The sequence below is a fragment of the Bacteroidota bacterium genome (assembly GCA_016713765.1).
GTDB lineage: Bacteria > Bacteroidota > Bacteroidia > AKYH767-A > 2013-40CM-41-45 > Pollutiaquabacter > Pollutiaquabacter aromativorans.
In genome coordinates, this window is sequence record JADJON010000001.1 from 1822795 (window position 1) to 1849669 (window position 26875).

Here is a 26875-nt window from a genome sequence, read left to right on the forward strand (position 1 = left end):
CCATTGCAAACACCCCATTCACCCAAGCCTGGTGTGGATTGACCAGCCATAAGGGCCTATTCGGCCAAATTTGAAGGGTTGTTGATAAAAACTCCCTTACTTTTAACTACCTGTAATGTGCTGATTTACGGCGAATTGGTTATTTTTAGTTCCGGATAAATCAGGTGACAATATTACCTGGTCAACTCCTCTAATACTAGTTTCTATGAAAAGGAAGAATCTACTCCTTGCATTCCTTACCGCTTTCTCTTTTGGCTTTCTCGGAATACGGCAAGACGTTCGCGCAAGTCATGCCATGGGTGCCGACCTCACGTATGAATGCCTCGGAGGGAATCAATACAGACTTCGTTTTTCCTTTTATCGAGACTGTGCGGGTATCCCTGCTCCCGCGTCGATTCTGACTGAATATTATTCGACTTGTTTCCCGGGCCCTTTCAACGTAACGCTCAATCCGGTAAGTCCTATACCCAACCAGATATCGCCGGTTTGTCCGACCGCGGCCAGCCCGTGTAATGGAGGAACCTTCACCGGGATCGAAGAATGGATTTATGAAGCAACGGTCACCCTGCCCGGCCCCTGTGCCGACTGGATCTTTACCCATAGCGAGTGCTGCCGAAATTCCGCTATCACGACCATCGCGAATCCCGGATCAGAGAACCTCGTCGTGTATTCGCAACTTGACAATACCAACGGCCTTTGCAATAACTCGCCGACCTTCTCCAACAATCCCGTTCCGTTCGCCTGCGTAGGTCAGCGTTTTTGTTTCAATCACGGCGCGTTTGATGTCGACGGAGATTCACTGTCCTATCAGCTTATCAACCCGCTCACCAGCATCTCACTTGGCGGTGCGAGCACCACGGTATCGTACAATGGCGGCTATTCAAGTACCCAGCCTGTCATCTCGACACCACCGGCACCTCCCGCGTCCTTCAACACAAGTACCGGTGACTTCTGCATTACGCCAACACAACAGGATGTAACCGTTTTCGCAGTTTTGGTCAACGAGTATCGTAATGGTGTACTGATCGGGCAGGTTGAACGCGATATCCAGTTGACAGTGCTTAACTGCAACAACTTCTTACCCACTTTGACGGGTATTAACGGAACGCCTTCGTTCTCACGAAATTTGTGTGCGGATCAGCCTTTCAGTTTCTACATCGCATCCATCGATGCTGATGCACCCAATACCACGACCATCACCTGGGACTTCGGTATTCCGGGTGCTACGCTCACCATGACCGGTGGTCAGCGTGATTCCGCCTTCTTCAGTTGGACGCCTACACAGGCCGACATCGGCGGGCCCTATTGCTTTACGGCAACCGTGGCAGACGATAACTGCCCCTACATCGGAACACAGATCTATTCATATTGCTTCACCGTTCGCGGAGTGGAAGCGGATGCGGGACCGGACCAGGCCATTTCCTGTGGTGCCACAGCCAACCTCAGTGGAAGCGCGTCCGGCGGCAGTGGTATCTACTCCTATGCGTGGAATCCGGGAAACATCCCGGGCCAAAACCTCAATGGAGTTGGTATCGGACAATTTGTGCTGACAGTAAACGACGGACAGTGTACCAACACCGATACCGTTAACATCACGCCCGGATCCGGCGTTCCGGTGGCCAACTTCAGTTTCACCAACAACTGCAGTGGCGCACCGATTCAATTCACGGATCAGACCGCAGTCGGCAGTGGTTCGATTTCCACCTGGAGCTGGAATTTCGGGGATGGTAACACATCCGCTCAACAAAATCCTCAGCATCAGTATGCCGCCAACGGAACCTATCAGGTTACGTTGATCGTGGAGACGCCTACGGGATGTTCCGATACCATCCAGCAACAGATTACCGTGAACACCAACATCCCGACTGCGCAATTCACATCTGCCAGTGTTTGTCAGGGTGCGCCGATGTCGTTCACCGATCAGTCGCTAGGTACGCCTAACGCGTGGTCCTGGAATTTCGGAGACCCGGCTTCCGGAAGCAACACCTCCGCATCACAAAATCCCTCGCATACGTTCAGCGGTTCGGGAAATTATACCGTTACGCTCACAGTCACTAACGCAGCGGGCTGTACCAGTACGGTTCAGAGCAACGTCACCGTTAATGCGAATCCAACCGTCACCGTCAACAACGCCCAGATCTGCGAAGGACAACAAGCCGTGATCTCCGGGCCAGCGGGATTCTCGAGCTATTCCTGGAATACGGGATCAACCCAATCATCCATTACGGTGAGTCCTACTGTTACCACGACCTATACACTTACTGTAACTGATGGAAACGGATGTACAGCGAGTGATCCTGCCACCCTTACCGTCAATCCGCTTCCGGTTGCAAATGCCGGCAATCCGCAAACGATCTGCGAAGGTCAACAGGCGACGTTGAATGGAGGAGGGGGAGCGAGTTACGAATGGAATCCGGGTGCACTCGCCGGACAGAGTGTCAACGTTACCCCGACATCGACATCTACTTACACCGTTACCGTCACCAGCGGAGCCGGTTGCACTTCCACCGCCAGCGTTACCATCAACGTCAATCAGATGCCTTCGGTCAATGCCGGTGATGATCTGGCCATTTGCAAAGGCGGCAGTATCACCATTACGGCTGTCTCGCCGATTGGCTCTTTTACCTGGCAACCTGGTAACCTCAACGGATCCAGCATTACAGTGTCACCGACGGTGACCACGGATTATACGGTACAGGTCAGCGACGCGATCGGTTGCTCCGGTTCCGACATTGTTCGGGTGACGGTGAATCCCTTACCGGTAGCGGCGTTTTCTTCTACCGCCCCTGCCTGCAGGAATTCGACGATCGATTTTACGGATGCTTCGCAGATACCGTCCGGGTCAGTGACAGCCTGGAGTTGGACGTTTGACAATGGCCAGACGTCCGCTGCACAAGATCCGAACAGTACTTACCCGCTGGATGGGAATTATCAGGTCCAATTGATCGTGGCGTCCGATGCGGGCTGCCGCGATACGGTCGTGAATGCCATTACCATTCATCCGTTACCGACCGCGGTTGCCGGACTGGATCAGGATATCTGCCCCGGTTTCAATGCTACACTGACAGGTTCAGGTGGTGCTGCTTACGAATGGTCACCCGGCGGCTTGTTGGGCGCATCGATCGTTGTTTCGCCTGCCGCTACCACGGACTATCAAGTCCTTGTTACGGATGCCAATGGGTGCACGGGTACCGACATTGTTCGGGTGAATGTACGGCCTGTTCCGGTGGCCAATGCCGGTACTGACCAGTCGATCTGTTTCGGTGAATCCGCTACGCTCTATGCGACTGGAGGTGATACGTACCTGTGGTTGAACTCGGGAGGTGTGACGACGCAGAACTGGAATGTGGCCCCCCAGGGAACCCGTACCTACGATGTGATCGTGACGAACAGTTTCGGGTGTAAGGATACGGACCAGGTGGAAGTTCGGGTTAACCCCTTACCGGTAGCCGCTTTCGGAAATACTGCACCTGTATGCCAATTTAATTCCATCAGTTTCGACGATCAGTCTTCCGTCGCCAGTGGAAACGTTAGCGCCTGGGCCTGGGATTTTGGGAACGGAGTCAACAGTTCCAATCAGAATGCGCAGGTGCCTTATCAGACTGCCGGCGATTTTCCGGTTACGCTGATTATCACCACCGATGCCGGTTGCCGCGATACCGTCAGCCAGACGGTACGGGTCAATGCAAAACCTGTTGCCGGCTTCAACCATTCGGATGTTTGCGCAGGGGTTCCGATCCTCTTTGAAAGCACTTCGTCGATCAGCGACGCTACGCCGCTCTCGTTGAGCTGGAATCTGGGCGACAATACCGCCTCGGCCAATCCGTCTTTCAATCATCTGTACGCCAGTTACGGTTCCTACCCGGTTACCTTGCTGGTAACCTCAACAGCGGGATGTACCGATTCGATTCGTCGTGTCGCCAATGTATTCGCCTTGCCCGACGCGGCCTTCACTGTGCCCTACGTTTGTGAAGATGATGCAGTGGCATTCACGGACGGTTCCACGATACCGGATGGTTTCGTAAGCGATTGGTATTGGACACTTGGTGATGGCTCCGTTGCCGCGGAATCGAACCCGACGCATACTTATCAGGAGCAGGGGAATTATCCGATTCACTTACTCATCACAAGCAATCACGGTTGCCAGGACAGTACCGACGGTCTGATCCGGGTAATTCCACGACCGTTGGCGGATTTCAGCACCCAGAATGTGTGTCTTGGTTTTGAGACCAACCTCACGAGTCTGGCGCAGCCTTCCACCGGTCCGATCACTTCGTATCTCTGGGATTTCGGTGACGGTACATCCTCGGAAGAGGAGAACCCGGTTCACATCTATAGTAATTCGGGTTGGTACACCGTAAGTCTGACGGTACGGTCCGACAGCGGATGTGCCACTACGATGATTCGTCCGAACGCCCTGAACATCTTCGCGCCGCCCGTGGCTGATTTCAGCACCAACTCCTCCCAGGCCAGTGACATTTACCCCATGGTCAATTTCACGAACCAGACGAGCAGCCCGGGATTCTTCTTCTGGGATTTCGGTGATAGTACTACTTCCACCGATTACAGCCCGCTCCATATCTACCCGGAGATCGGAATCTATGATATCCGGCTCGTGGCGATCGATTATAACGGTTGCGTTGATACCACCTATCAGCGTATCGAATTGCGCCCCAGTTCGACACTCTTTGTTCCAAATACCTTTACACCAAATGGTGACTTGAAAAACGACGTTTTCAAGGCGTATTCGTACAATGTCATCCGTTTGGAAGGGGCCATTTATGACCGTTGGGGTTTGAAGATCTTCGAGTGGAACACGCTCGAAGGCGGATGGGACGGTAAGGTTAACGGTTCCCCGGCTCAGGCTGATACCTACGTTTACCGTATCGCGGTCATTGACGTGAACGACAAGCGCGATGTAGTCATCGGACACGTGAACCTGGTTCGATAATTCCAGTTGAAATAGCTCGCAAAGCCGCCCCTGAGGCGGCTTTGTTGCTTTTAGGCCTTGTCATATAAACCATGACAAGGGGTAGTCCCCTATGTTGAAAAGTCCGGCTAAAAAAGGTGATCCTGAACGCAACATGATTTTCGTTCACCGTATACATTTGTTCTTAGAGGAGACTGCGAACCATCCATTAATTGGAGCTAACATCACTACTGGAGCATGAGTGATTTAAAGAGTAAACATGAAATGGTGACGGAGATCGTCAACCAGGTGGCGTCTATTGCCGCCAAATTGGGAATCGTGCATCAGCACACTGAGGATTCGGTCCTCGATGGGCGGCACATCACGATCTCTGGTAAGCGGATGTTGTACTTCGGATCCTGCGGTTACCTGGGACTGGAGCACGATGAGCGGTTAAAGGCCGGGGCGATCGAAGCGATCAACCGGTATGGAACACAGTTTTCTTCCTCGCGAGCCTATGTGTCCTCGTATTATTATGAGGAGTCGGAAGATCTTTTGCGAAAGATGTTCGGGAGACCTTTGTTGTTGTTGCAGTCATTGACCGTCGGTCATATGTCCAATATCCCGATCCTCGTCGGAAATGATGATGCTGTAATCCTCGATTCGCAGGTGCATGATTCGGTGCAAACTGCCGTTCAGTTTCTCCGGAACCGGGATGTGCGGGTGGAAGTCATTCGCCATAACCGGCTCGATATGCTCGAATCACGGATCAAAGCGCTGAAGGACAACTACCGGAAGATCTGGTATATGGCAGACGGTGTTTATTCGATGCAAGGGGATTTCGCACCGGTCAAGGATCTCTTCCGTCTCGCCGACCAGTATGAGCAATTGCACTTGTACCTCGACGACATTCACGGCATGAGCTGGGCCGGTCCGAATGGAACCGGTTGGGTACTGGGACAAGGCGAGTACCATCCTCGATTGTATCTCACAACCGGTTTGACGAAAGCGTTCGGCTCCGCAGGCGGTTTGCTCATATATCCTGACGAGAAGGAATATCAGCTGATCAAGAACACGAGCAAGGCCTTTATTTTCTCTATCCAGATGCCGCCCATGGTGCTTGGCGCCACGGCCGCTTCCGCCCGCATTCATTTGTCGCCGGAAATCTATTCGCTTCAGGAAGAGATGCGAACGAAGGTGGAGTATTTCAACCGCCGCGCGAAAGAGTTGCAGTTACCGCTCATCAACGAATCCATTTCACCGATCGGATTTATCGGGGTCGGGAAGCCGGATACCGGCTATAATATGGTCCGCCGGATGATGAACCAGGGGTATTATTTCAACCTGAGTGTCTTCCCGAGTGTTTCGTACAACAACACCGGCCTGCGCATTCCGCTCAATCGTTTGCACACCTTTGAGGACATCGATGGTCTGTTGACGGAGATCGCAACGCAACTTCCGCAGGCACTGGAGGATTCGCATTCCAGCATGTCGGAGATCTACAAGCACTTCAAGCTGGTGGCGTAATCACAATTGTCATATCAATAAAAAAGGGGCTCAACAGGCCCCTTTTTTATTGATATGCTAAAGCGCCGGTTCAAGGCTGCTCGCAGAGTTGCCAGAAATTATTCAGGATCGATACCGCTGCGACAAAGTTCTCGAAGGAGATCGGCTTGATGATGTAGCCGGCTACATTGTAGTTATAGGCCTCAATCCGGTCTTTGTCGTCATTCGAGGTCGTCATGACGAATACACTGATGTTGTGAAGTTCCTTATCGGCTCGAAGCTCCTTGAGAAACTCAAGGCCGTTCATCTTCGGCATATTGATGTCCAGCAGGATGATCCGGGGGGTAGGGGCAATCTTTTCAGCGCCGTTGGTGCCGCGCAAACGATCCAGCGCTTCGACTCCATTGTGTGCGATGATCAACGGATTCAGAATGTTACTCTTCTTGAATGCCCGCTGAACATTCATACAATCGACTTCGTCGTCGTCGACCATGAGGATGTTGACAATTTGATTCATCGGCATAGCGTTCAGTACTAATCGTTTACGGGAAACTGGTGCGGAGGTTCCGTTTATCACAGGATTACAGGGGGTAAATGTAATGAAAACCGAATTCACGGGTGGTATCGTGGATGGCCGTGAAGCTCAAAACCCGGTCATGGATAGCGTTTCAATCACATTCTGCTGCTGTATCTTACAGTTTGGAATCTCCGGATGATTTGCATCGTAGAGAAGTCTGGCCCAAAAAGTTAACACCGCATGAAGGCGATTTTTCAAAAGCTGGTTCGTAAAGAACTGGCTGACAGTATTCCGCACGATGATCTGATTGAACGTCAGCGTTTTGCGTTGTTCAGGATCTACTCATTCACGAGCTTCCTGGCCAGTTTCATGACGGCAGCCCAGATCCTGGGTGCGTTTTCCACCTCCAGTACCTTGAGCTGGACGCTGTTCGTTTTGAGCGCGATTCTCCTGATCAATTTCTATCAGGTTCGCGACTGGCACAAGTTGCCCGTGAGTTACCTGATATCGGTGGTCATCGGTTTTGCCGTGGTGCATATCCAGGCCTATACTGCCGGCGGAGTACTCAATACCGGAACGATCTACATGTGCGTCATCATCATGACGGCCTTCATGTTACTCGGGACAAAAGCCGGCAAATGGCTCACGGCACTCGCGGTGGCCAGTATCATCTTCCTATTCTACGCCACGGAGTACACGTCCATGACGAGTTACGCATTGTTCAACAACGATTCGTCTCTCATACATCAAGACGCGTTGACAACCTTTATTCTCGGCGTATTCCTGGTTGCCGCTCAAAGTAACAACCTGCATAGCGGAAAGAACGTGATCATTGAACGGATTACGGGTCAGAAGAATGAACTGGAGAGGCAAAACCGGAAATTGGAAGAGTACACCCATCACCTGGAAAAAACGAACAAGGAACTGGACAAATTCGCTTCCATTGTTTCGCACGATCTGAAAGCCCCGCTTCGGGCCATCGGAAACCTGACGGGTTGGATCGAAGAAGATGCCGGAGACAGTCTTGTTCCGGAGGTCCGTGCCAATTTCAACATGATCAAACAACGTGTGCGCAGGATGGAAGATCTCATCAATGCCATTCTTGACTATTCGAGAGCCGATCGCGTGAAAGGGGATGAGGAGCTCATTGATACGCAGGCATTGATTAAGGACAGTTTCGATTTCATCGGAAGTCCGGAGAATTCGGAGCTGGTCATCAAAGGTGAAATGCCACGATTTGTGAGTGATAAGACGAGATTGGTACAGGTGTTCTCCAATCTGCTGGGCAACGCGATCAAATACAACGACAAGCCGGAGATCAAGATCGAAGTCGGATGTGAGGAGCAATCCAATGGTTGGATCTTTTCCATCAAAGACAATGGCCCCGGTATCGAACCGCAATACCACGAGAAGATTTTCGTGATCTTCCAAACGCTGAACCGTCGCGATGACGTGGAAAGCACCGGCGTCGGATTGGCCATCGTCAAGAAGATCATTGAAGACCAGGGTGGCAGGATTTGGGTGGAATCCGAGCTCGGCAAGGGAGCGGATTTCCGTTTTTTCTGGCCTAAAGTCCCAAAACAGAAGGACGCGGCACTGATCGCTGCGGCCATGGTCGTGTAAGATACGCCGGCGAATTGCTTCAACTTCCCCTTCCGTTTCGTGTAAAATTGTATGAAACGAACGGAAGAACATGCGACAAGGAAGAAGCAAACAAAACACCAATACGACCCGGGAACAAGCACCGTTGACCATCGTCAAGACCGGTGAATCCCAGGCGCACCTCGAGCGCGAGATCGATCAACATATCAACAATATCCGTGCGCTGATCCGACAGTTACGACCATCGGAGCGTCAACGCTACTACAACGGATTGTTATCGCACATCCTCTCCGAACCGGTTGAGCCGTCCTTTCATCCGACGCGCATCGACCGACAGGAGGAACAATCTACCAACCTTTCCAAGGAACATCTCGAACTCATCCGCGAAATGGCGGTGAAGATGGAACAGATGTACCGGGTCATGGATGGTTACGATCCCAGCTGATAGTCTGGTTTTTGGTTAGACGAGGGCCGTCCGAAAGGGCGGCTCTTTTTTTTAGTCTATCCGGTAAACCGGATAACGCATGGAACCCGTCTCGAAATTAGGACTATGCCGATAGATGTACAGTAACTGAGCGAAGGCGTCCCCATTCAATTCGGGGTGCTTCGACCTCCATTCGAGAAAATCCCGTTTCAGCGCCGGTTGTGATTCCAGTAGTTCTGCTGCGACATCTTCAAATACGTAATCGGAGAACCATTCCTTTTGTTGCAGTACGGCATCAAAGAAACCCCAATTGAAATAAGAATCGGTAGCGGTTGGCTCCAACGCCTCGAAAACATACCGTGCGGCCGGTTGATCAGTCGATATGATCCAATCGCCACGATAACATTGAACTTTCTCCCGAGCAGCTTTTGTCGATACCTGATAATGCAAATAATGACCCTCGTACGGCCGATCGACCGTGTTGTAGTTGGTGATTCGGTATGCGCTGACGTCGAGACTGGAGTCTTGCGATAGCCTTTTCATTTTCACGTTATTCAGCAATAGCAGTTCCGCGACCTTGTTCCAGGCCTGTGGCAAGATGTAATAACGGGGAATGGAGGTCGAGTCGATGCCTGTATAGTGATCATAAAACGGAACCGGTTTCCGGTAGGGAGCGTCATGGTCATAATATAACCGATCGAGTCCGGTTACCTTGCTTGTACGGTAGCGGGCTTTGTATCCAGAAAACTCCAGTGTACCGACTCGGGTAGTGTCCAAAATCCAGTTGAGCGGAAGCCTTTCGCCGTGGCGGTAGTGGAGAAGGGCGCTCCTTCGCGCATGAGCGATCGCCGTTTGGTTTTCTGCCGCAGTTTTAAGGATGGCCTGGAGGATCCGGTGGGTTGAATTAACCCGTTCCGGGAAAGGCTTCAACATATGCGATTCGGTGATGAATCCGATGCAATGATGCAGGGCTGCCCATCCACTCAGGAAGCGTGGTGTTTCCAGGAACGAAACGATACCGCTGTCGGGAATGCCCGAAGGGTGACGGGTGTCGACATAGGGGCAAATCGTATCGCCGGTGGCCTGCATTCGGGAAAAGATCTCCGGTGTAAGGACATCACGCGTAAGCGTACCGAGCGTCGGCGTTTGCTTGTCGGCAGCACTGCTGATCAGGGTCATGTGCGCCGCGTAATCGGCGCCGTCGCTGACGTGAGTATCGATGAGGATGTCGGGATTCCATTCAATCAACAAGCTGATGAGCGACCGGGTATTGGCAGCGTCCGCTTTCATGAAGTCCCGGTTGAGATCAAGATACTGTGCATTCCCTCTGAACCCGTACGCGTCCGGCCCCTGTTGGTTGGCCCTGCTGTAACATCCGCGCTGGAGTGCGCCATCGATGTTGAAGACGGGTACGATCGCGATTATGAGTTTGTCCAGCAGTGCATGTAACTGAGGGTCCCGCAAGAGGTCTTTAGCGAGCATCAGGCTGGCATCAATTCCGTCCGGTTCACCTGGATGAATGCCGTTATTGATAAAGACCACCAGACGTTGGTCATCCGGTTGCCTGACGGGTGAAAAGGACTTTCTGTTATCGATCAGGAAAAGACGTAGGGGACGCCCGCAATCGGTCGGGCCTGCTTCCAGGAGTTTTGCTTCCGGGTAAAGCTGATCAAGTTCCTGGTAGGCTGCGATACACGCCTCATACGTTAGCGTCTTATTGCCCGAGAATTTCTCCGAGCCGGCAACTGAAAGGGATCTGGTCAGGAACCAGATCATGAGTAGGGATAGGGCGAACCCGTAAGGTGAACGGCGATGCATGCGCTAACTTACTGATTCACTGCTGAACCAGGATTCCCTTAACAGTTTGCTAACAAAACCTAAACCCTTTGAATCGCTATCTTGGGCCTGAACAGAACTAATTCCCATACGATGAAACGTTTCCTTCTTGGATTACTGTCCCTGCTTTGGCTGTCGGGCTATGCCGCCGACGACCTTCAGAAAGCCTTACCACTGGATCCCGCCGTCCGGATCGGGACCCTGCCTAATGGCATGAAGTATTATATCCGGAAGAACAGCAAGCCGGAGAACCGGGCGGAATTGCGGCTTGCGGTCAATGCGGGCTCAACGGCCGAGGACGATGGTCAACGCGGCCTTGCTCACGTCGTGGAGCATATGGCGTTTAACGGGACCAAGAACTTCAAGAAAAGCGAGTTGGTCGACTACCTGGAATCCATCGGAACGAAGTTCGGTCCGCACCTGAATGCGTACACGAGCTTTGATGAGACGGTTTACATGATACAGTTGCCGACGGACAAGCCTGAAATCCTCGACAAAGGACTGCAGATCATGGAAGACTGGTCGCATAACCTCTTATTCGATTCGCTGGAGGTGGAAAAGGAGCGTGGCGTTGTCGTGGAAGAATGGCGACTCGGTCAGGGAGCCGACGAACGGATGCGCCGGGCCTACTGGCCGGTACTTTTTAAGGATTCCCGTTACGCGGAGCGTTTACCCATTGGTAAGAAGGAGATCATTGAAGGTTGTCCGCAATCCGCTCTACGAAACTTCTACAACGACTGGTACCGTCCCGAATTGATGGCCGTGATATTGGTTGGTGATTTCGACCTCGATGCAATGGAAGCGAAAGTGAAAGCGCGTTTCAGCAACGTTCCTTCCAGGCAGAATCCCCGGCCCCTGGTCAAGTGGCCGGTGCCGGCACAGAATAACCTGGCCGTAAGTACGGTCACGGACAAGGAGGCGCGTTATGCCCAGATCCAGTTGATCTACAAGCGACCCGTCGAATCCCGTTCTACGGAAGGCGATTATCGCCGTTCACTCGCGCAGCAATTGTTTACCGGTATGTTGAACAACCGGATGGGCGAATTGCAGCGATTGGCAGAGCCGCCTTTCCTGTTTGCCGGTTCTGATTACGGGAATTTTGTTCGGAATGTGAATGCTTACTACTCCTTTGCCATCAGCAAAGGCGAGGGAATTGAGAAGGCGCTTCAAACCGTGTTGGATGAGAACGAGCGGGTACGTCGTTTCGGCTTTACGGAGTCAGAATTGTCCCGCCAGAAATCCGATATGATGACCGGGATCGAAAAGGCTTTCAACGAACGGGACAAGACCGAATCAAGGAATTTCGCCCGTGAGTATGTCAGCAATTATCTGGAAGACGAGCCGATGCCCGGAATCTCCTTTGAGTATGACTTATACAAGAAGTATGTTCCCGGAATCACGCTGGCGGAGGTAAATGCATTTGCCAAAGAGTGGATGGGACAGTCACAAAATTCGGTGGTGATCATTACTGCACCGGAAAAGGAAACGACCAAGATGCCGACGGAAACGCGCATTCGCGAGATGGTTACCGGCATGGAGAAGCTGGATCTGAAACCCTACGAGGATAAGGTGATTGACAAACCGCTGGTCGAAGGACAACTGAAAGGCAGAACGGTCGTGAACACGAAGGAGATCAAGGAACTCGGCATTACCGAATGGCAATTGGACAATGGCATCAAGGTCGCGTGCAAGACCACCGATTTCAAGAACGATGAAGTGATCTTTACGTCCTTTAGCTGGGGTGGCTGGTCCCAATACGATGAGAAAGACTATCCCTCTGCTGCTTCCTGCGACGAGATCGTGGACCAGGCAGGATTGGGCGCATTTGACGCGAATGCCCTGGAAAAGCTCCTGGCAGGGAAGATCGTTTCTTGCTTGCCATACGTTGGGGAATTGACGGAAGGGTTCAACGGTAGTTGTGCGCCCAAAGACATGGAAACCATGTTCCAGTTGATCTACAAGTACTTCACCGATCCCCGCCGGGACGAAGCGGCCTTCCAGTCGTACGTCACCAAGCAGAAGGGATTCCTGCAAAACCGCGGTTCCGACCCACAGTCGGTCTTCATGGATACGGTCTCCTATGCCATGTCGGGTTACAATGCCCGCTACAAGCCGCGTACTCCGGAGTCTGTAGATGCCATCAACCTCGATCGTGCAATGGCCATCTACAAAGAGCGTTTTGCGGATGCATCCGGCTTCACCTTTTTCTTCGTTGGCAACTTCAAGCCGGAAGAATTGAAGGCCCATTGCCAGAAGTATCTGGGAAGCATACCGGCTACTCGTAAGCGCGAAATGTGGCAGGATATCAACGCGTATCCTCCTAAGGGAAAAGTCGATAAGACGGTCTATAAAGGCTCCGAGCCGCGCAGTACTGTCATGATGCGCTTCAATACTGATTTTGAGTTCAATCGAAAGAACCGGAATGAAGTCAGCGCATTGAACAAACTCCTCAGCATCCGGTTGCGCGAGGTGCTGCGTGAAGACAAGAGCGGTGTATACGGCGTGAGTTGTCAGGCTAACCCGAAGAAGTTCCCGGCCAACGGTCTGGAGTTCATCGTCTATTTCTCCTGCAGTCCGGATAACGTCGAGCCACTGACCAAAGCCGCACTGGACGTGTTCGAAGAAGTGAAGACAAAAGGGTGCGATGAGAAGAATCTGACCAAGATCAAGGAGACCGCGTTGCGTGAGCGCGAAACGAACCTGAAGGAGAACCAGTTCTGGCTTAGCCTGATGAGTTCAAGTGCACAGAACGGTGAGGAAGTCACCGAGATCCTTGGTTACAACGAGTGGGTGAACAAACTCAGCGTTGCCGACATGAATGCATTTGCTGCGAAGTACCTGAAGCTGGACAACTACGCCAGGTTTGTCCTTCGACCCGAGAAGTAATCGGGAACCTGCTGACACTAAAGGGAGCTGAAAGGCTCCCTTTTTTTGGTCTCGAAATTGAGTAGGGGATTGTCCCTTCTCGGTCGCGCTTCAACGCCGTGATCAGGACGCGTTCCGGAAGGACTGTGTCACCGTATCTGCCCATTTCACGATGCTCGCCCTGTCAGACGGATGTATCCAGGTTGCGTTGGGTACTTTCCGGAACCAGGTCATTTGTCGTTTCGCGTAGTTCCGACTGTGTTGTTTGATCAGCGCAACGGCCGATTCGAGCGAAGAATTTCCCTCGAAGTAGGGGAAGAGTTCCTGATAGCCGACGGTGGCCAGGGGATTTCGGTCCTTGTAGGGGAGTAACCCGCGCACTTCTTCCAGTAAACCATGCTGCATCATCTCATCGACCCGTTGGTCAATGCGTGCGTACAGAGCCGTTCGTTCAGGGTTCAGGATGAGTGTGGCGATGGAGAAATTCCTCGGTTTGGCTTTTGATTGCCGAAAAGTGGAAAACGGCAGGCCGGTTTGACGACAGACTTCCAAAGCCCGGATCAACCGGCTGGGATTCTTGAGATCTACCGTCTGGTAGTATTCCGGATCAGCTCTTTCTAACTCGGCTTGCAGTGCTGGAAGTCCCTGTTCCTGCCAGAGTCGGATGACCTCTTCCCGGATAATGGGATCGCCAGGCGGCAATTCGTCCAGACCCTGGCAAACTGCCCGTATATACAGCCCCGATCCGCCAACCAGTATCACGATGCGGTGTTTAAGAAACAACTCATCCAGGCGCTTCAAGGCATCCTGCTCGAATTTACCGATGTTGTAGTCTTCGGTAACCGATAAGAAGTCGATGAAATGGTGGGGGACGGATTTCAGCTCTGCCGCTGTAGGCTTTGCGGTCCCGATTGACATTTCCCGATAGAACTGCCGGGCGTCAGCCGAGAGGATCTCCGTTCCGTATCTGTGTGCCAGGTCAATGGCAAGCGCCGTTTTACCGGAAGCCGTTGGTCCCGCAATACAAAGCAGGAGCGAGTGCTCCGGAGACGGTTTCATCGGCAATTTGAAAGAGTAAGTGTGGGATCAGAATTCGTCGTTGTCCTGGCCGTCTTCTTCCATCATATCCCCGTCTGCCGTCTCGAATTCGTCATCGCTTTCCGAATCTTCCATATCGGATTCGTTTTGGATGTCGCCGATCGTCTTGGCTTCATCTTCCGTAGCGACATCGGTTTCGCTTTCGATATCGTTCGGTTCATCCTCATCCTCATCTAACAGGATGTCGTCGACATCGGGGTCAAAGTCTTCCGGTACGGGAAGGGGACCTGCCTGGTTGATGCCATACTGCTTCGGGGCTTCTCCTGCAGATTTGATACATCGGGGATAATCGGCCCCGGGCTCTTCCGTCTTGCTGATCTTGGTCAGCTCGGTATGGAAAGCCCACTTGGAACTGAAATCGAACAGGTAGTAAATCTTCTGATGCGGGTCCGCGATATAGTCGCAAAGTCTGGCCTTCCGCAAACTGGCGATCTGGGCAGCTTGCTCTTCTGAAAGCTCGCGTGATGTGATTTCCCGTCCCTTCGTCCAGTTATCGTTACTCATGTAGAACGAGGCCGGCTTGGACGCGTCGAATCCGATGGCGCTTTGGATCGCGTGATGGAGGTCCTCGAATGTCTGGTTGGAACGGACCTCAATGTCGCGGTAAACGTCATCGTAATCTTCAAAGGTGACCCGGAAGCGGTAGATGGCCATACGTGGTAATTCAGTACTCAAAAATAAAAAAGAATTCCATTCGCACGACGCTAAAAGTCATGCGTCAGCCGCACCAGTGGCGGTCCTCCGGTCGCTTCCATTCAGGCCCAGTTCCCGACCTTTTCTCAGCATGAATTCGTAGGCTTCGTTGAACTCATTGTGAATGTCGCCTTCCAGGATCGCTTCGCGTATGGCTGTCTTGATGAGTCCGACCTCCCGACCCGGTTGAAGGGTAAAGGCTTCCATGATGTGTTCCCCGGTCACGGGTGGTTGCCAATTCCGGATGCGGTCCTTCTCTTCGACTTCGCGTAACTTTTGCTGAACGATCTCGAAATTCTCCCGGTACTTCCGGATCTTGTAGTCGTTCTTGGTGGTGACGTCTGCCTTGCACAGGATCATCAGCGCGTCGATATCATCCCCTGCATCGAATAGCAAGCGTCGGATCGCCGAGTCGGTGACATGCTCCTGGGCCAGTACGATCGGCCGTAGATGCAACTGCACCAGTTTCTCCACGAATTTCATCTTCTCGTTCAACGGCAGTTTCAACTGACGGAAGATGTGCTTCACCATCCGTGCACCACGGTCTTCGTGTCCGTGAAAGGTCCAGCCATGGTCCGGTTCGAAACGCTTGGTGGCCGGTTTGGCGATGTCGTGGAGAATGGCGGCCCAGCGAAGCCAAAGGTCGTCCGACATTTCCGCCACATTGTCGAGCACCTGCAGGGTATGGTAGAAGTTGTCTTTGTGTCCCTTTCCGTTTACGTATTCCACTCCGTGTAACAGGCAGAGTTGCGGGAAGAATTCCTGTAAAAGGCCGGAGCGGAAGAGCAGGTCGAAGCCGATGGAGGGCTTCTTTGCCTGAATGATCTTGTTGAGCTCATCACTGATCCGTTCCATGGAAACAATCCGGATGCGTTCCTTGTTCCGGCTGATCGCGGAGAACTCATTATCTCCGATTCGAAAACCGAGTTGCGTCGCGAACCGTGCCGCGCGCAGCATGCGCAACGGGTCATCGCTGAACGTAAGGTCGGGATCCACCGGGGTGCGGATCAGCTTATCCTGCAGGTCCTGTATTCCGTTGAAGGGATCGAGCAGTTCGGTAGAGCCGTCCGGCTGCAGCCGCAAGGCCATGGCATTGATGGTGAAATCGCGACGTTTCTGATCGTCCTCCAGCGTGCCCGTCTCGACAGCCGGTTTTCGGGAGTCCCGCGTATAGGATTCTTTCCGGGCGCCGACGAATTCAATTTCCCATTCGCCATTCCGGATCATGGCGGTACCGAAATTCTTGAAGATGTTTACAGGAACATGGTGACCAAGTCGTTTGGCGACGCGTTGTGCCAGATCGATGCCATTTCCAAGGACGACAAAATCAATGTCCTTCGATTCGCGTTGGAGTATCAGGTCGCGAACATATCCGCCGACCACATAGGCTTCGGTACCCATAGCCTGGGCTTCTTCGGCAACGATGCGGAATACAGGCAGTTGGGGAACATTCATGGCGGGAGTCCTTGCAGGGCTGCCGTCGGGCATTATTTCCGGAGGATCCGGATCTGTCCATCGGCTTTGAGACGAATGACCGTACTGGCCACTGGCGGTTTTTTCTCAGCTTGCCGCAAAGGTAGGATATAATCCACGCCCGATTTCAAGCTGTCCGTGATATCTGCAAAGCAAGCGGGAGACGGTCCTCCGGCCAGATTGGCGGAAGTTGAAACCAGGGGTTTGCGAAGTCGTCGTACCAACTCCCGGCAGATCGGATCTTGTGTGACCCTGATCGCGATGGTTGATTCAGGCCCGAGAACCGCGGATGCGACCATCATGCCTTCATCAAGCACGAGGGTGAGCGGTTTTTCCGACAACTCCATCAGATCATAAGCTACTGCTGGAACAGCGCGTGTGTAACGTTCTACGCGGTTGACATCATCGAGTAAGACGATCAGTCCCTGGCCTTCTTCTTTTCCCTTGAGTCGAATGAGCTTTTCTACCGCATCCTCCCGCGAAGCATCACAGCCCAGTCCCCAGATGGTATCAGTCGGGTAGAGGATCAGTCCGCCGCCTTTTAGTACATCGACCGCTTTCCGGAGGATCTGTTCTTCGTCTGGTGAAAATCGATTCGTCATAGGAGTTCCTGTGGATCGATGGTTGTTGCACATTGGAAATGGCCTTTCGGACAAGCGCGGAATCCGTGAATGCCGCAGGGCCGGCAGCTTAACTGCCGGGACGTCTGGATCACGCGCTGTCGGGTGCTCAACGGGCCAAAACCGAATTCCGGGACCGTAGAACAAAATACCGCGGTGACGGGTGCATTCATTGCGCTGGCAAGGTGGAGGGGAGCGGAATCGTTGACGTAATTCATGCCGGCTTTGCTCATCAGCGCCGCCGATTCCAGAAACGAAAGTTCTCCGGCCAGGTTATGCACCTGACCACTTTCACTTGACAGACGAATCGATTCCGCCAGCGTGTGTTCCCCGGGAGCACCCAACAGGAAGACCCGCAGTTCCGGTTCGCGATGGAGGAGTAGTTGGATCAGTTTGATCCATTGCGCGGCCGGCCATGTCTTGGTGAACCAGACCGAACCGGGAGCGATGCAGACAAAAGGCCGTTCGGTAAACCGACGTATGGCGGCGAAATCGGAATCATTCGGATAGAGTCGTGGAAGTGCCGGCTGATCGTCGGTCCATCGGGCGATGAGTTGCTGGTTTCGTTCGCATTCATGACGACCGTCGCCGATCACATGCCGATGACGGTCTGTGTACGTAATGGCGAGCGGATTCTTATCAAATCCGCTACGGTATCTGGCACCTGAATAGGCTGAGATGAACCCGCTACCGGCGAATCGCTGTAAGTTGACCACGAGTTCGTATTTGCGGGAACGTACGGAACGTGCCGTTGCAATCAGGTGTTTTGTCTTGTGTTCGCGTTTGTTCCAGACCAATACCTCCCGGATGTAGGGGTGATGTTCCAGCAATCCCTCGTTACCCTTTCGCACGAGAAAGTCGATCGGCATCCCGGGAAAGGCTGTATGCAGCTTTTCCGCAACCGCTGTCGCGAGGATCACGTCACCGGTGAATGCGGTTTGTATGATCAGACAGGAACGCATATCAGACAGCCACGCTGTGGTCGCGCAGGGCGTCGTTCAGGGATGTTTTCTTATCGGTACTTTCCTTGCGCTGTCCGATGATCAGGGCACAGGGTACCTGGTATTCTCCGGCAGGGAATCGCTTGGTGTAGGACCCTGGAATGACCACCGAGCGGGGAGGAACGTAGCCTTTGTATTCCACCGGTTCGGATCCTGTAACGTCGATGATTTTGGTCGACATGGTCAGTACCACGTTGGCACCGAGGACAGCTTCCTTGCCGACGCGGACACCTTCCACTACGATGCACCGTGATCCGATGAAGCAATTGTCTTCGATGATCACCGGAGCGGCTTGCACTGGCTCAAGAACGCCACCCAACCCGACGCCTCCACTCAGGTGCACGTGTTTCCCAACCTGAGCACAGGAGCCGACAGTCGCCCAGGTATCCACCATGGTACCTTCGTCCACGTAAGCCCCGATGTTGACGTAAGACGGCATTAGAATGACGCCATGTGCCAGGAAGCTACCGTAACGGGCGACACCGTGCGGAACGACACGGACTCCAAGCTCCGCGTAGTAGCGTTTGAGCAACATCTTGTCGTGGAACTCCATCGGCCCGGCATTCCAGGTTTCCATTTTCTGGATCGGGAAGTAGAGGATGACGGCTTTTTTCACCCAGTCGTGTACGATCCAACTGTCGCCCTGCGGTTCTGCGACACGCAGTATCCCTTTATCCAGGTGACCGATAACGGTCCGGATCGCTTCCTGCGTGGCAGGATCCTGTAAGAGCGAGCGGTTTTCCCAGGCCTTTTCGATGAGTTCGTGCATACCGAGCTTGGAATGGCAATAGGCCGATTCCCGGCCTCAAACATACGGCAAAGGGCTATCTTTGCCGAATGGGGCGGATCATTGGCATCGATTACGGAACACGTCGAGTCGGACTGGCGGTCACCGACCCTCTGCAACTCATTGCAACTGACCTTGCCACGGTCGCCGAACAGGAGGCGATTAACTGGTTGAAGGATTACCTGAAGCGGGAAACGGTTGACCGGTTCGTGGTCGGGGAGCCCCGTCAAACGGATGGGAGTCCTTCGGAAACCGGACCGGCGGCTGATGCATTCGCGCAAAGATTGGCAAGAGCATTTCCCGACATACCGATCGACCGCTTCGATGAACGGTTTACTTCCCGGATGGCACAACAGGCAATTATTCAAAGTGGTGTACGCAAGAAGGGCCGACAGGATAAGGGGTTGGTCGACCGGGTAAGTGCTGTCATCTTGTTGCAGTCGTGGATGGAAGCCCGTAATTTCAAGGCCTGAGACATGATACTACCCATTTACGCTTACGGCGATCCTGTATTGAAGAAGAAGGCGAGCCCCATCGAAAAAGACCATCCGGGCCTGAAAGAGTTGATCGCCAATATGTACGAAACGATGTACGCATCCCATGGCGTCGGTTTGGCTGCGCCTCAGATCGGCCTTTCCCTGCGCCTGTTTGTAACCGATGGGTCACCGTTTGAGGAGGATGAGGTAAAGGATTTTAAGCAGGTTTTCATCAATCCGCAGATCGTTGAGGAGGCGGGTGATCCCTGGAAATTCAATGAGGGTTGCCTGAGTATTCCACACGTTCGGGAGGATGTCAGCCGAAAGGAGACCGTGTTGATCGAATATTACGACGAAGACTGGAATTTTCGGAGGGAACTCTTCTCCGGCCTTGCCGCCCGGATCATCCAACACGAATACGACCACATTGAAGGGGTGCTGTTTACCGACCGGATTTCACCGCTTCGACGCAGGTTGCTGAATAAGCGCCTAAGCGACATCAGTAGTGGTAACGTCAAAGTCGATTACAAGATGCGTTTCCCTTCCCAACGATAATTGAAAAAATGCGCGGGTATTCTCTCTTGATTTCTTTCTGCTTCCTGCTGCTGCAGGCTTGTACGTCACCCCAGCAAAAGTTACGGGACGCAATTGCGGCAGGTGAGCAAAGACTGATCAACGATTCGACACGTTTGCCGGATCTGGCCATGGCCGAAAAGGTGTCGCATCTGTATGTTCAATACGCGAACGAGTATAAGGACGATACCCTTTCGGCGGAATACCTCTTCCGGGCTGGAGATCTTGCAAACGGTATGCGTCACTTCGATGATGCGGTGACCTACTATCGGCGACTTCGCACCGAATATCCGCAGCACCGGAAGGTCGCTGCCGCCTTGTTCATGGAGGCGTTCAATTTACAGACGGGCTTGAACCGTAATGAAGAAGCGCGGACCTGCTACCTGGAATTCCTGGCGAAGTATCCGTCGCATCCGATGGCCGAAGCAGCCCGCTTGTCAGTAGATCAGATCAATTCCGGCTTGTCGGATGAGGAGCTCGTGCGCATGTTCGAGGCGAAAAACGACTCGCTGGCTGCAGGGAAATAAGTTCAGGTCTCGGCTCCGAAATCTTCCAGCATCGCTTTTTCGAGTTCCTCCAGGCTCACGTTGATGCGGATCTGACCTTCTTTGGCTATCGAGATTTCCCCGGTTTCTTCAGAGACGACCAGCGCGAGTGCATCGCTATGCTCCGAGATGCCGATCGCCGCGCGATGACGCATTCCCAGATGAGCAGGTAGTTCTACGTTTTCCGTGACCGGTAATACGCATCGAGCGGCTTTGATCTTGTTGTTGACCACGATAATGGCGCCGTCGTGCAGGGGGGAATTTTTGAAAAACACGCTCTCAATCAGGCGTTGGGATATCTCCGCGTCGATGAGGTCGCCGGTGTTCGCATAGTACTTGAGTTCGGAGGACTTCGCCAACACGATGATGGCGCCGGTCCTGTCTTTCGACATCTGCCTGCAGGCCTTGACGATCGCGGAAATGTCGAGGGGCGTCCGTTGGGTTTGCCAGTTCCAGGGCAGCAGTTGCCGGGTAAAAGGCGACTTGGCGAGGATGTTATTCGTGCCGAGGACGACGAGGAAGCGGCGTATCTCCTGTTGGAAGACGATGATCAGCGCGATGAATCCGAGGCTGATGAATTGTCCCAGGATCGTTCCCAACAGTTCCATGTTGAGCACCTTCACACAGATCCAGTACAAGGCATATACCGTCAGCAATCCGATGAAGATGTTGATGGCGACACCGCCGCGCAGCAGATGGTAGAGTTTGTACAGTAAAAAAGTCACGATCCCGATATCGATCAGGTCGATCAGGCGGACGGTCAGAAAGCCGATCTTGAAAAGGTCCATGGCGCTGAACGAATTTCGGAATTATTACGGAATCGGAATTCGACTACCGGAAGTGTTATGAACCGTTCGGTTCAGGCGCCAGCCGGTGAACAGTAGCGCTCGAATAGACGGATCGCTTCAACAGCTTCCCGGACATCGTGCACCCGCAGGATCTTCGCGCCTCCGGTCAATGCCAGCGTATTCAGAACAGTCGTGCCGTTCAGCGCCTGCTCCGCAGTGGTGCCCAGGACCTTGTTTACCATACTTTTTCGGGATAGCCCCACCAGTAAAGGCGCGTCCAGCACGCGAAACGCGTCCAGATTCCGAAGCAAGGTGTAATTATGCGAGAGGTCTTTGCCGAAACCGAAACCCGGGTCAACGATCACATCCGGAACTCCCGATTGCCGGAGCCGGTCGATGCCTTCTGCAAGGTGGCGGATGACTTCTGCTGTAACATCCCGGTATTCGGGTGATCGTTGCATCGACTTCGGTGTGCCTTGCATGTGCATGAGCACATAGGGAACCTTAAGACGACCGATGGTGGAGAACATGGCCGCGTCCAGTTGGCCTCCGGAAACATCGTTGATTATATCGGCTCCCTTAGCAACGGCGCGCTCAGCGACTGAAGCGTAAAAGGTATCGATGGACAGGATCGCTTCGGGGAAATTTCCGCGAATCAGTTCCAGAGCAGGGGAGAGGCGAGACCACTCGGTCTCGGCATCGAGCAGGTCGGCTCCTGGCCGGGTAGATTGCGCGCCAAGGTCCAGGATGGCCGCCCCTTCTCGTAGGTGCCGCCCGACCAAGTCCAGGATCGCTTCCTGTTCACTTACCCGGCTGGCAAGGTGGAAGGAGTCCGGTGTCAGGTTCACAATCCCCATGACCACCGGTGTTGATAATTCTAAAAGCCTTCCGGAGACGTTTAACCGGTACTTCATCGTTTAAGCCTTATCTTCGTATTCACGAGTTAGTTATAAATTATTGATAATCAATACATTGACGAAGGTTGAGTCTTTAGTCCCCAACTCAGTTCACCGAACTACCGGAAAGCCGATGATCACAGAAACCTCCCGGCAGTACGACGCGGTCGTTGCTCGTTGCAAAGATATTTTTCTGAAGAAGATGAAAGACTACGGGACCGCCTGGCGGATCCTGCGGGTTCCATCCATCACGGACCAGATCTTCATCAAGGCGCAACGCATCCGCAGTATCGAGGAAAAAGGTACGCAACGGGTCGATGACGGCATTGACCAGGAGTTCATCGGTATCATCAATTACGCGGTCATCGCGCTGATCCAATTGGAACTGGGGGTCAATGATGAGACCAACATGCTTGAACAGGATGTGGTGAAGCGGTTCGATGAACAGGTACGGACAGCCAAGCGGCTGATGGAAGACAAGAACCACGACTACGGCGAAGCCTGGCGGGGAATGCGAACCAGTTCCATGACCGACCTGATTTTGATGAAGCTCTTGCGCATCAAGCAGATCGAAGACAATCGGGGACAAACCCTCATCTCGGAAGGCATCGCCGCGAATTACCACGACATCATCAACTACGCCGTGTTCGCCATGATCAAACTGGCGGAGCCGGCCTGATCACTGTTGCATATCCATTCATCGATTCAACTATAGCAATCACCGATCATGAAAGTACTGGCCCAGATCTCCCGCGTCTTCGTCGGCATTCTTTTCATCATCTCCGGGTTCATTAAGGCGAATGACCCCTTGGGCTTCTCCTACAAGCTCGACGAGTACTTCCAGGTCTTTCATATGCCCTGGCTGAGCGCGGTTTCGCTGGCGTTGGCCATCGGTATTTGCGCGTTTGAGATCGGTCTGGGTGTCGCGTTGCTGCTAGGCGCGAAAATGCGATTCACCGCATGGTCGCTGCTGCTCATGATCGTCTTCTTTACTTTCCTGACGTTCTATTCCTGGAAATTCGACGTCGTCAAGGACTGCGGTTGTTTCGGTGACGCATTGCACCTCAAGCCGTTCGAGTCGTTCATGAAGGATGTCATTCTCTTCGTCTTGATTCTGTTCATCTTCATCAAACGGAATGAAATCAAGCCCTTGTTTGGTGAGAGCGGTTCTACCTGGCTGGCGTATGCCGGCTTTGTTGCTTCCCTCACTTTTTCCATCTACTGTTACCGGCACCTGCCCATGATCGATTTCCGTCCTTACGCGATCGGGAAGAGCATTCCGGAAGGCATGAAACTCCCGCCCAACGCAGTAACCGATAGCGTGGTCATGGTCTTCATTTATGAGAAGGACGGGAAAAGGATGGAACTGTCCATGGATCAGATCAGCGGAATCGACAGCACCTACAAGTTTGTTGACCGGACCGACAAGGTCATCCGCGAAGGTGACAAGGCGCCGATCCATGATTTCTCCATTGTTTCAGCGGATGGAACCGACGTGACAGCGGATGTGCTGAGCATGGACCGTGTCTTCCTGCTGGTCGCATATGACCTGGAGAAATCCGATGAAGACGCTCAGAGCAGGATCAACGATTTTGTCGCCTTGTCTCAGAAAGCAGGCGTGGAGTTCATCGGGCTCACGTCCAGCGCACCTGCTACGGTTGATGCCTTCAAGAAAAAGCACCATTCGGCTTTCGAATATTATTTCACGGATGGAACTACCCTGAAGACCATGATACGTTCGAACCCCGGCCTACTATTATTGAAAAAGGGTACAGTTGCGGCCATGTGGCATCACAACGATTTGCCGGCATTCGACGAGGTCAATTCGATGTATCTGTCAAAATAATTCAGGCAGCCACGTTCAGCTTTCTTCGCTCAGCGACCTGCTGAAATAATTCCAGACAGCATCGTCGGGCGGCTGAGCCGTCAGGATGATCTCTTCCTTTTTTACCGGGTGCAGGAATACCAACCGGCGGGCATGGAGATGGATCGAGCCGTTCTCATTGGTTCGCTCAGCGCCGTACTTGACGTCACCTTTTATCGGACATCCCATGGTTGAAAGCTGGACTCGGATCTGATGGTGCCTTCCGGTATGCGGTAAAACTTCCAGCAAGTAATAGTGGTCGGATTTTCCGAGTAGCCGGTAATCCAGCCAGGCTCGCGACGAACCCGGAACCTCTTGCGCGTAGGCGCGGCTCTTGTTGTTTTTCTCGTCTTTCTTCAGATAATGGATCAAGGAGCCGGATGCTTGCGGTGGTGCGGTACGAACCACCGCCCAGTAGGTTTTTTGGGTACGGCGTTCCCGGAAGAGTTCATTCATCCTGGCCAGGGCCTTGGAGGTGCGAGCAAAAACCACAACACCACTCACCGGCCTGTCCAGCCGATGCACAACCCCCAGGAAGACCTCTCCGGGCTTCTTGTATTTCTCCTTGATGTAGGCTTTGAGCAGATCGCCCAACGGCGCGTCGCCGGTCTTGTCGCCTTGTACAATGTCGCCGGGGCGTTTGTTGACCGCGATCAGGTGATTGTCTTCGTAGAGGATCTCCGGAAGTCCTGTACGCTCAGTACTGCTCATGCTTGTTCGGGAAATCCTTCGACTTTACATCGCTGATGTAGCGCTCGGTGGCTGCTTTGATATCGTCGTACAGGTTCATGTATCGGCGGAGGAATCGCGGACTGAACTCGTGGGTGATACCCAGCATATCGTGCAAGACCAGGACCTGTCCGTCCACACCGGCTCCGGCACCGATACCGATGATCGGAATTTTCACCTCGGCTGCCACACGCGCCGCGAGTTGAGCAGGTATCTTTTCAAGCACGATGGCAAAGCAGCCCGATTCGGCCAGGATGTGCGCGTCTTCGATGAGCCGTTGAGCCTCGGTATCTTCCTTGGCCCGCACGACGTAGGTGCCGAATTTGTAAATGGACTGTGGGGTCAGTCCCAGGTGGCCCATCACGGGCACACCCGCCGTCAGGATGCGTTCGATGCTTTCTTTCACTTCACGACCGCCTTCCAGCTTCACGGCATGTGCGCCGGATTCCTTCATGATGCGGATCGAAGAGTTGAGGGCTTCCTTCGAATTTCCCTGATAGGATCCGAAGGGGAGGTCGACGACTACCAAAGCCCGGCTGACGGCACGAACCACCGAGGCCGCGTGATAGATCATCTCGTTGAGCGTGATGGGCAGGGTGGTCTCGTAGCCTGCCATGACGTTCGAGGCGGAATCGCCTACCAGCACCACATCGATCCCGGCTGCGTCGATGATGCGCGCCATGGAATAGTCGTAGGCGGTCAGCATGGAGATTTTTTCTCCCCGCCGCTTCATTTCCTGCAGGACGTGTGTAGTGATCTTTTTTTCTTCGGAAGATTGTGCTGAAGACATGGGGGGAGGGTGTTATTCCTGGTGACCGTTGTTGAGCGGTTTCTTGATGACCGGTTTAGCTTGTCGGCAACGCTGAAGGGAGTCGCGCAGCGCCTGGTTCTCCTTTTTCAGGTGTGCCAGCTCTTCCTGCAGTCGGATTGGGTCGTCGGCGGCCACTGGTAAGACGATGATCGGTTCTTCGTTCTGGTCCGGTGTGCGCACATCGATCCAGTCGACGCGACCGCTGGAGTTCGGCCCGATCGCAATTCCAAAATCCCCGCCGAAGTATTGCGGTTCGGAAAACGAGGTAACGAACTGACCGTTAATATAGACATCATAATTGCGGTCTGCCGTGCGTACCTGAATGGTATTCCAGGTGCTTTTCCCGTTTAGCCATTCGCACTTTGTCCATCCCAGGTTGCGGTTATCGCCCGTTAACAACCGATAGCTGACTCCGACCAGTTGTCGGATGCGGTATTCCTTTCGTGCGTTCAATTCGAGGGTGAATCCGCCGTTACCGGAAGGCTGTGCCATAAAGATCAGTCCGATACCCGACTCCGGATCGGTACCGTCATCGATCCGCAGCGATGCGGTCAGGCTGAACGGAGCCTGGATGTTTTTAAGCGATGGGAAAGAAGAGTAGGAGCCACTCGACTTCCGCTGAAGGATGTACTCGCCTTTTTGGAGCAACAGTAAGTTGCTGGCATTCGACAATTCCTTCCAGTGGCCGCTATCCGAGACAAAATCATCGCGGAAGAAGGTCTTGGGAAAATCCAGACGGACCTTTTGGCCATTAACATCCGCGATCGTAAAGCGGTATGTTAATGCGGTAACCGTCATGGCCATGTAAAAGAGCCGGTAGCGCATGCTACAAACCTACGAATTCATTTCCTGTTCCATGAAA

23 protein-coding genes are annotated in these 26875 nt (G+C 53.1%); 10 read left to right on the forward strand and 13 right to left on the reverse strand.

Annotated features, from left to right (window positions below; translation table 11 throughout):
- The first annotated feature begins 205 nt into the window (after positions 1 to 205).
- Positions 206 to 4951 (forward strand): PKD domain-containing protein, encoded by a 4746-nt coding sequence (locus tag IPJ96_06895; protein MBK7910075.1) that lies wholly within the window; start codon positions 206 to 208, stop codon positions 4949 to 4951.
- Positions 4952 to 5167: 216 nt separating this feature from the next.
- A complete protein-coding gene (locus IPJ96_06900; protein MBK7910076.1) occupies positions 5168 to 6436 on the forward strand; it encodes an aminotransferase class I/II-fold pyridoxal phosphate-dependent enzyme in 1269 nt (422 codons plus the stop codon).
- Between the two features lie 70 nt (positions 6437 to 6506).
- Here the strand turns inward: IPJ96_06900 and IPJ96_06905 are convergent, their stop codons facing one another.
- Positions 6507 to 6932, reverse strand: a complete 426-nt coding sequence (locus IPJ96_06905; GenBank protein MBK7910077.1) for a response regulator — start codon at positions 6930 to 6932, stop codon at positions 6507 to 6509.
- A gap of 240 nt (positions 6933 to 7172) precedes the next feature.
- Here IPJ96_06905 and IPJ96_06910 point away from each other — a divergent pair, with 240 nt between their 5' ends.
- Entirely contained in the window at positions 7173 to 8555 is a 1383-nt protein-coding gene (locus IPJ96_06910; protein MBK7910078.1) for a GHKL domain-containing protein, read from the forward strand.
- Between the two features lie 70 nt (positions 8556 to 8625).
- Complete coding sequence (locus IPJ96_06915) at positions 8626 to 8979, forward strand: hypothetical protein (protein MBK7910079.1); 354 nt, start codon at positions 8626 to 8628, stop codon at positions 8977 to 8979.
- A gap of 51 nt (positions 8980 to 9030) precedes the next feature.
- On the opposite strand, the gene IPJ96_06920 is transcribed toward IPJ96_06915, so the two are convergent.
- Entirely contained in the window at positions 9031 to 10776 is a 1746-nt protein-coding gene (locus tag IPJ96_06920; GenBank protein ID MBK7910080.1) for a hypothetical protein, read from the reverse strand.
- 111 nt (positions 10777 to 10887) lie between these two features.
- On the opposite strand from IPJ96_06920, the gene IPJ96_06925 reads away from it, so the two are divergent.
- Positions 10888 to 13680: an insulinase family protein gene (locus IPJ96_06925; GenBank protein MBK7910081.1), complete on the forward strand. Its 2793-nt coding sequence runs from the start codon at positions 10888 to 10890 to the stop codon at positions 13678 to 13680.
- 102 nt (positions 13681 to 13782) lie between these two features.
- Here the strand turns inward: IPJ96_06925 and miaA are convergent, their stop codons facing one another.
- From miaA to IPJ96_06955, 6 genes are read right to left on the reverse strand one after another with little or no spacing between them, the layout of a single operon-like run.
- Positions 13783 to 14718: a tRNA (adenosine(37)-N6)-dimethylallyltransferase MiaA gene (gene miaA / locus IPJ96_06930; GenBank protein MBK7910082.1), complete on the reverse strand. Its 936-nt coding sequence runs from the start codon at positions 14716 to 14718 to the stop codon at positions 13783 to 13785.
- A gap of 27 nt (positions 14719 to 14745) precedes the next feature.
- Positions 14746 to 15411 carry a hypothetical protein gene (locus IPJ96_06935; GenBank protein MBK7910083.1) on the reverse strand — a complete coding sequence of 222 codons (666 nt, stop codon included), beginning with the start codon at positions 15409 to 15411 and terminating at the stop codon, positions 14746 to 14748.
- 57 nt (positions 15412 to 15468) lie between these two features.
- The gene (locus IPJ96_06940) at positions 15469 to 16905 is read right to left on the reverse strand and encodes an HD domain-containing protein (GenBank protein ID MBK7910084.1); all 1437 of its coding nucleotides are present in this window, start codon (positions 16903 to 16905) and stop codon (positions 15469 to 15471) included.
- A 32-nt stretch (positions 16906 to 16937) separates the two neighbouring features.
- Positions 16938 to 17525, reverse strand: a complete 588-nt coding sequence (locus tag IPJ96_06945; protein MBK7910085.1) for a threonylcarbamoyl-AMP synthase — start codon at positions 17523 to 17525, stop codon at positions 16938 to 16940.
- Positions 17522 to 18505 (reverse strand): glycosyltransferase family 9 protein, encoded by a 984-nt coding sequence (locus IPJ96_06950; protein MBK7910086.1) that lies wholly within the window; start codon positions 18503 to 18505, stop codon positions 17522 to 17524. Before IPJ96_06950 ends, IPJ96_06945 begins: the two co-directional genes overlap by 4 nt.
- Position 18506: 1 nt before the next feature.
- The gene (locus IPJ96_06955) at positions 18507 to 19313 is read right to left on the reverse strand and encodes a 2,3,4,5-tetrahydropyridine-2,6-dicarboxylate N-succinyltransferase (protein MBK7910087.1); all 807 of its coding nucleotides are present in this window, start codon (positions 19311 to 19313) and stop codon (positions 18507 to 18509) included.
- Between the two features lie 68 nt (positions 19314 to 19381).
- On the opposite strand from IPJ96_06955, the gene ruvX reads away from it, so the two are divergent.
- From ruvX to IPJ96_06970, 3 genes are read left to right on the forward strand one after another with little or no spacing between them, the layout of a single operon-like run.
- Positions 19382 to 19804, forward strand: coding sequence for a Holliday junction resolvase RuvX (gene ruvX / locus IPJ96_06960; GenBank protein MBK7910088.1), 423 nt, complete (start codon positions 19382 to 19384; stop codon positions 19802 to 19804).
- Positions 19805 to 19807: 3 nt separating this feature from the next.
- A complete protein-coding gene (locus tag IPJ96_06965) occupies positions 19808 to 20362 on the forward strand; it encodes a peptide deformylase (GenBank protein ID MBK7910089.1) in 555 nt (184 codons plus the stop codon).
- Between the two features lie 8 nt (positions 20363 to 20370).
- On the forward strand, positions 20371 to 20907 hold the full coding sequence (locus IPJ96_06970; GenBank protein MBK7910090.1) for a tetratricopeptide repeat protein: 537 nt from the start codon (positions 20371 to 20373) through the stop codon (positions 20905 to 20907).
- A gap of 2 nt (positions 20908 to 20909) precedes the next feature.
- On the opposite strand, the gene IPJ96_06975 is transcribed toward IPJ96_06970, so the two are convergent.
- Together IPJ96_06975 and folP are read right to left on the reverse strand one after the other, a co-directional pair.
- Entirely contained in the window at positions 20910 to 21713 is an 804-nt protein-coding gene (locus IPJ96_06975) for a TIGR00159 family protein (protein MBK7910091.1), read from the reverse strand.
- Positions 21714 to 21784: 71 nt separating this feature from the next.
- The gene (folP, locus tag IPJ96_06980) at positions 21785 to 22627 is read right to left on the reverse strand and encodes a dihydropteroate synthase (GenBank protein MBK7910092.1); all 843 of its coding nucleotides are present in this window, start codon (positions 22625 to 22627) and stop codon (positions 21785 to 21787) included.
- Between the two features lie 118 nt (positions 22628 to 22745).
- Here folP and IPJ96_06985 point away from each other — a divergent pair, with 118 nt between their 5' ends.
- Positions 22746 to 23288 carry a DUF1599 domain-containing protein gene (locus IPJ96_06985; protein ID MBK7910093.1) on the forward strand — a complete coding sequence of 181 codons (543 nt, stop codon included), beginning with the start codon at positions 22746 to 22748 and terminating at the stop codon, positions 23286 to 23288.
- A 48-nt stretch (positions 23289 to 23336) separates the two neighbouring features.
- The gene (locus IPJ96_06990) at positions 23337 to 24455 is read left to right on the forward strand and encodes a DoxX family protein (protein MBK7910094.1); all 1119 of its coding nucleotides are present in this window, start codon (positions 23337 to 23339) and stop codon (positions 24453 to 24455) included.
- Positions 24456 to 24470: 15 nt separating this feature from the next.
- Here the strand turns inward: IPJ96_06990 and IPJ96_06995 are convergent, their stop codons facing one another.
- The 3 genes from IPJ96_06995 to IPJ96_07005 are packed head-to-tail and all read right to left on the reverse strand — an operon-like array spanning position 24471 to position 26838.
- Complete coding sequence (locus tag IPJ96_06995; GenBank protein MBK7910095.1) at positions 24471 to 25184, reverse strand: RNA pseudouridine synthase; 714 nt, start codon at positions 25182 to 25184, stop codon at positions 24471 to 24473.
- Positions 25171 to 25992 carry a 3-methyl-2-oxobutanoate hydroxymethyltransferase gene (gene panB, locus IPJ96_07000; protein ID MBK7910096.1) on the reverse strand — a complete coding sequence of 274 codons (822 nt, stop codon included), beginning with the start codon at positions 25990 to 25992 and terminating at the stop codon, positions 25171 to 25173. The genes IPJ96_06995 and panB overlap by 14 nt, the downstream gene beginning before the upstream one ends.
- Before the next feature lie 12 nt (positions 25993 to 26004).
- Entirely contained in the window at positions 26005 to 26838 is an 834-nt protein-coding gene (locus IPJ96_07005) for a hypothetical protein (GenBank protein ID MBK7910097.1), read from the reverse strand.
- Positions 26839 to 26875: the final 37 nt, after the last annotated feature.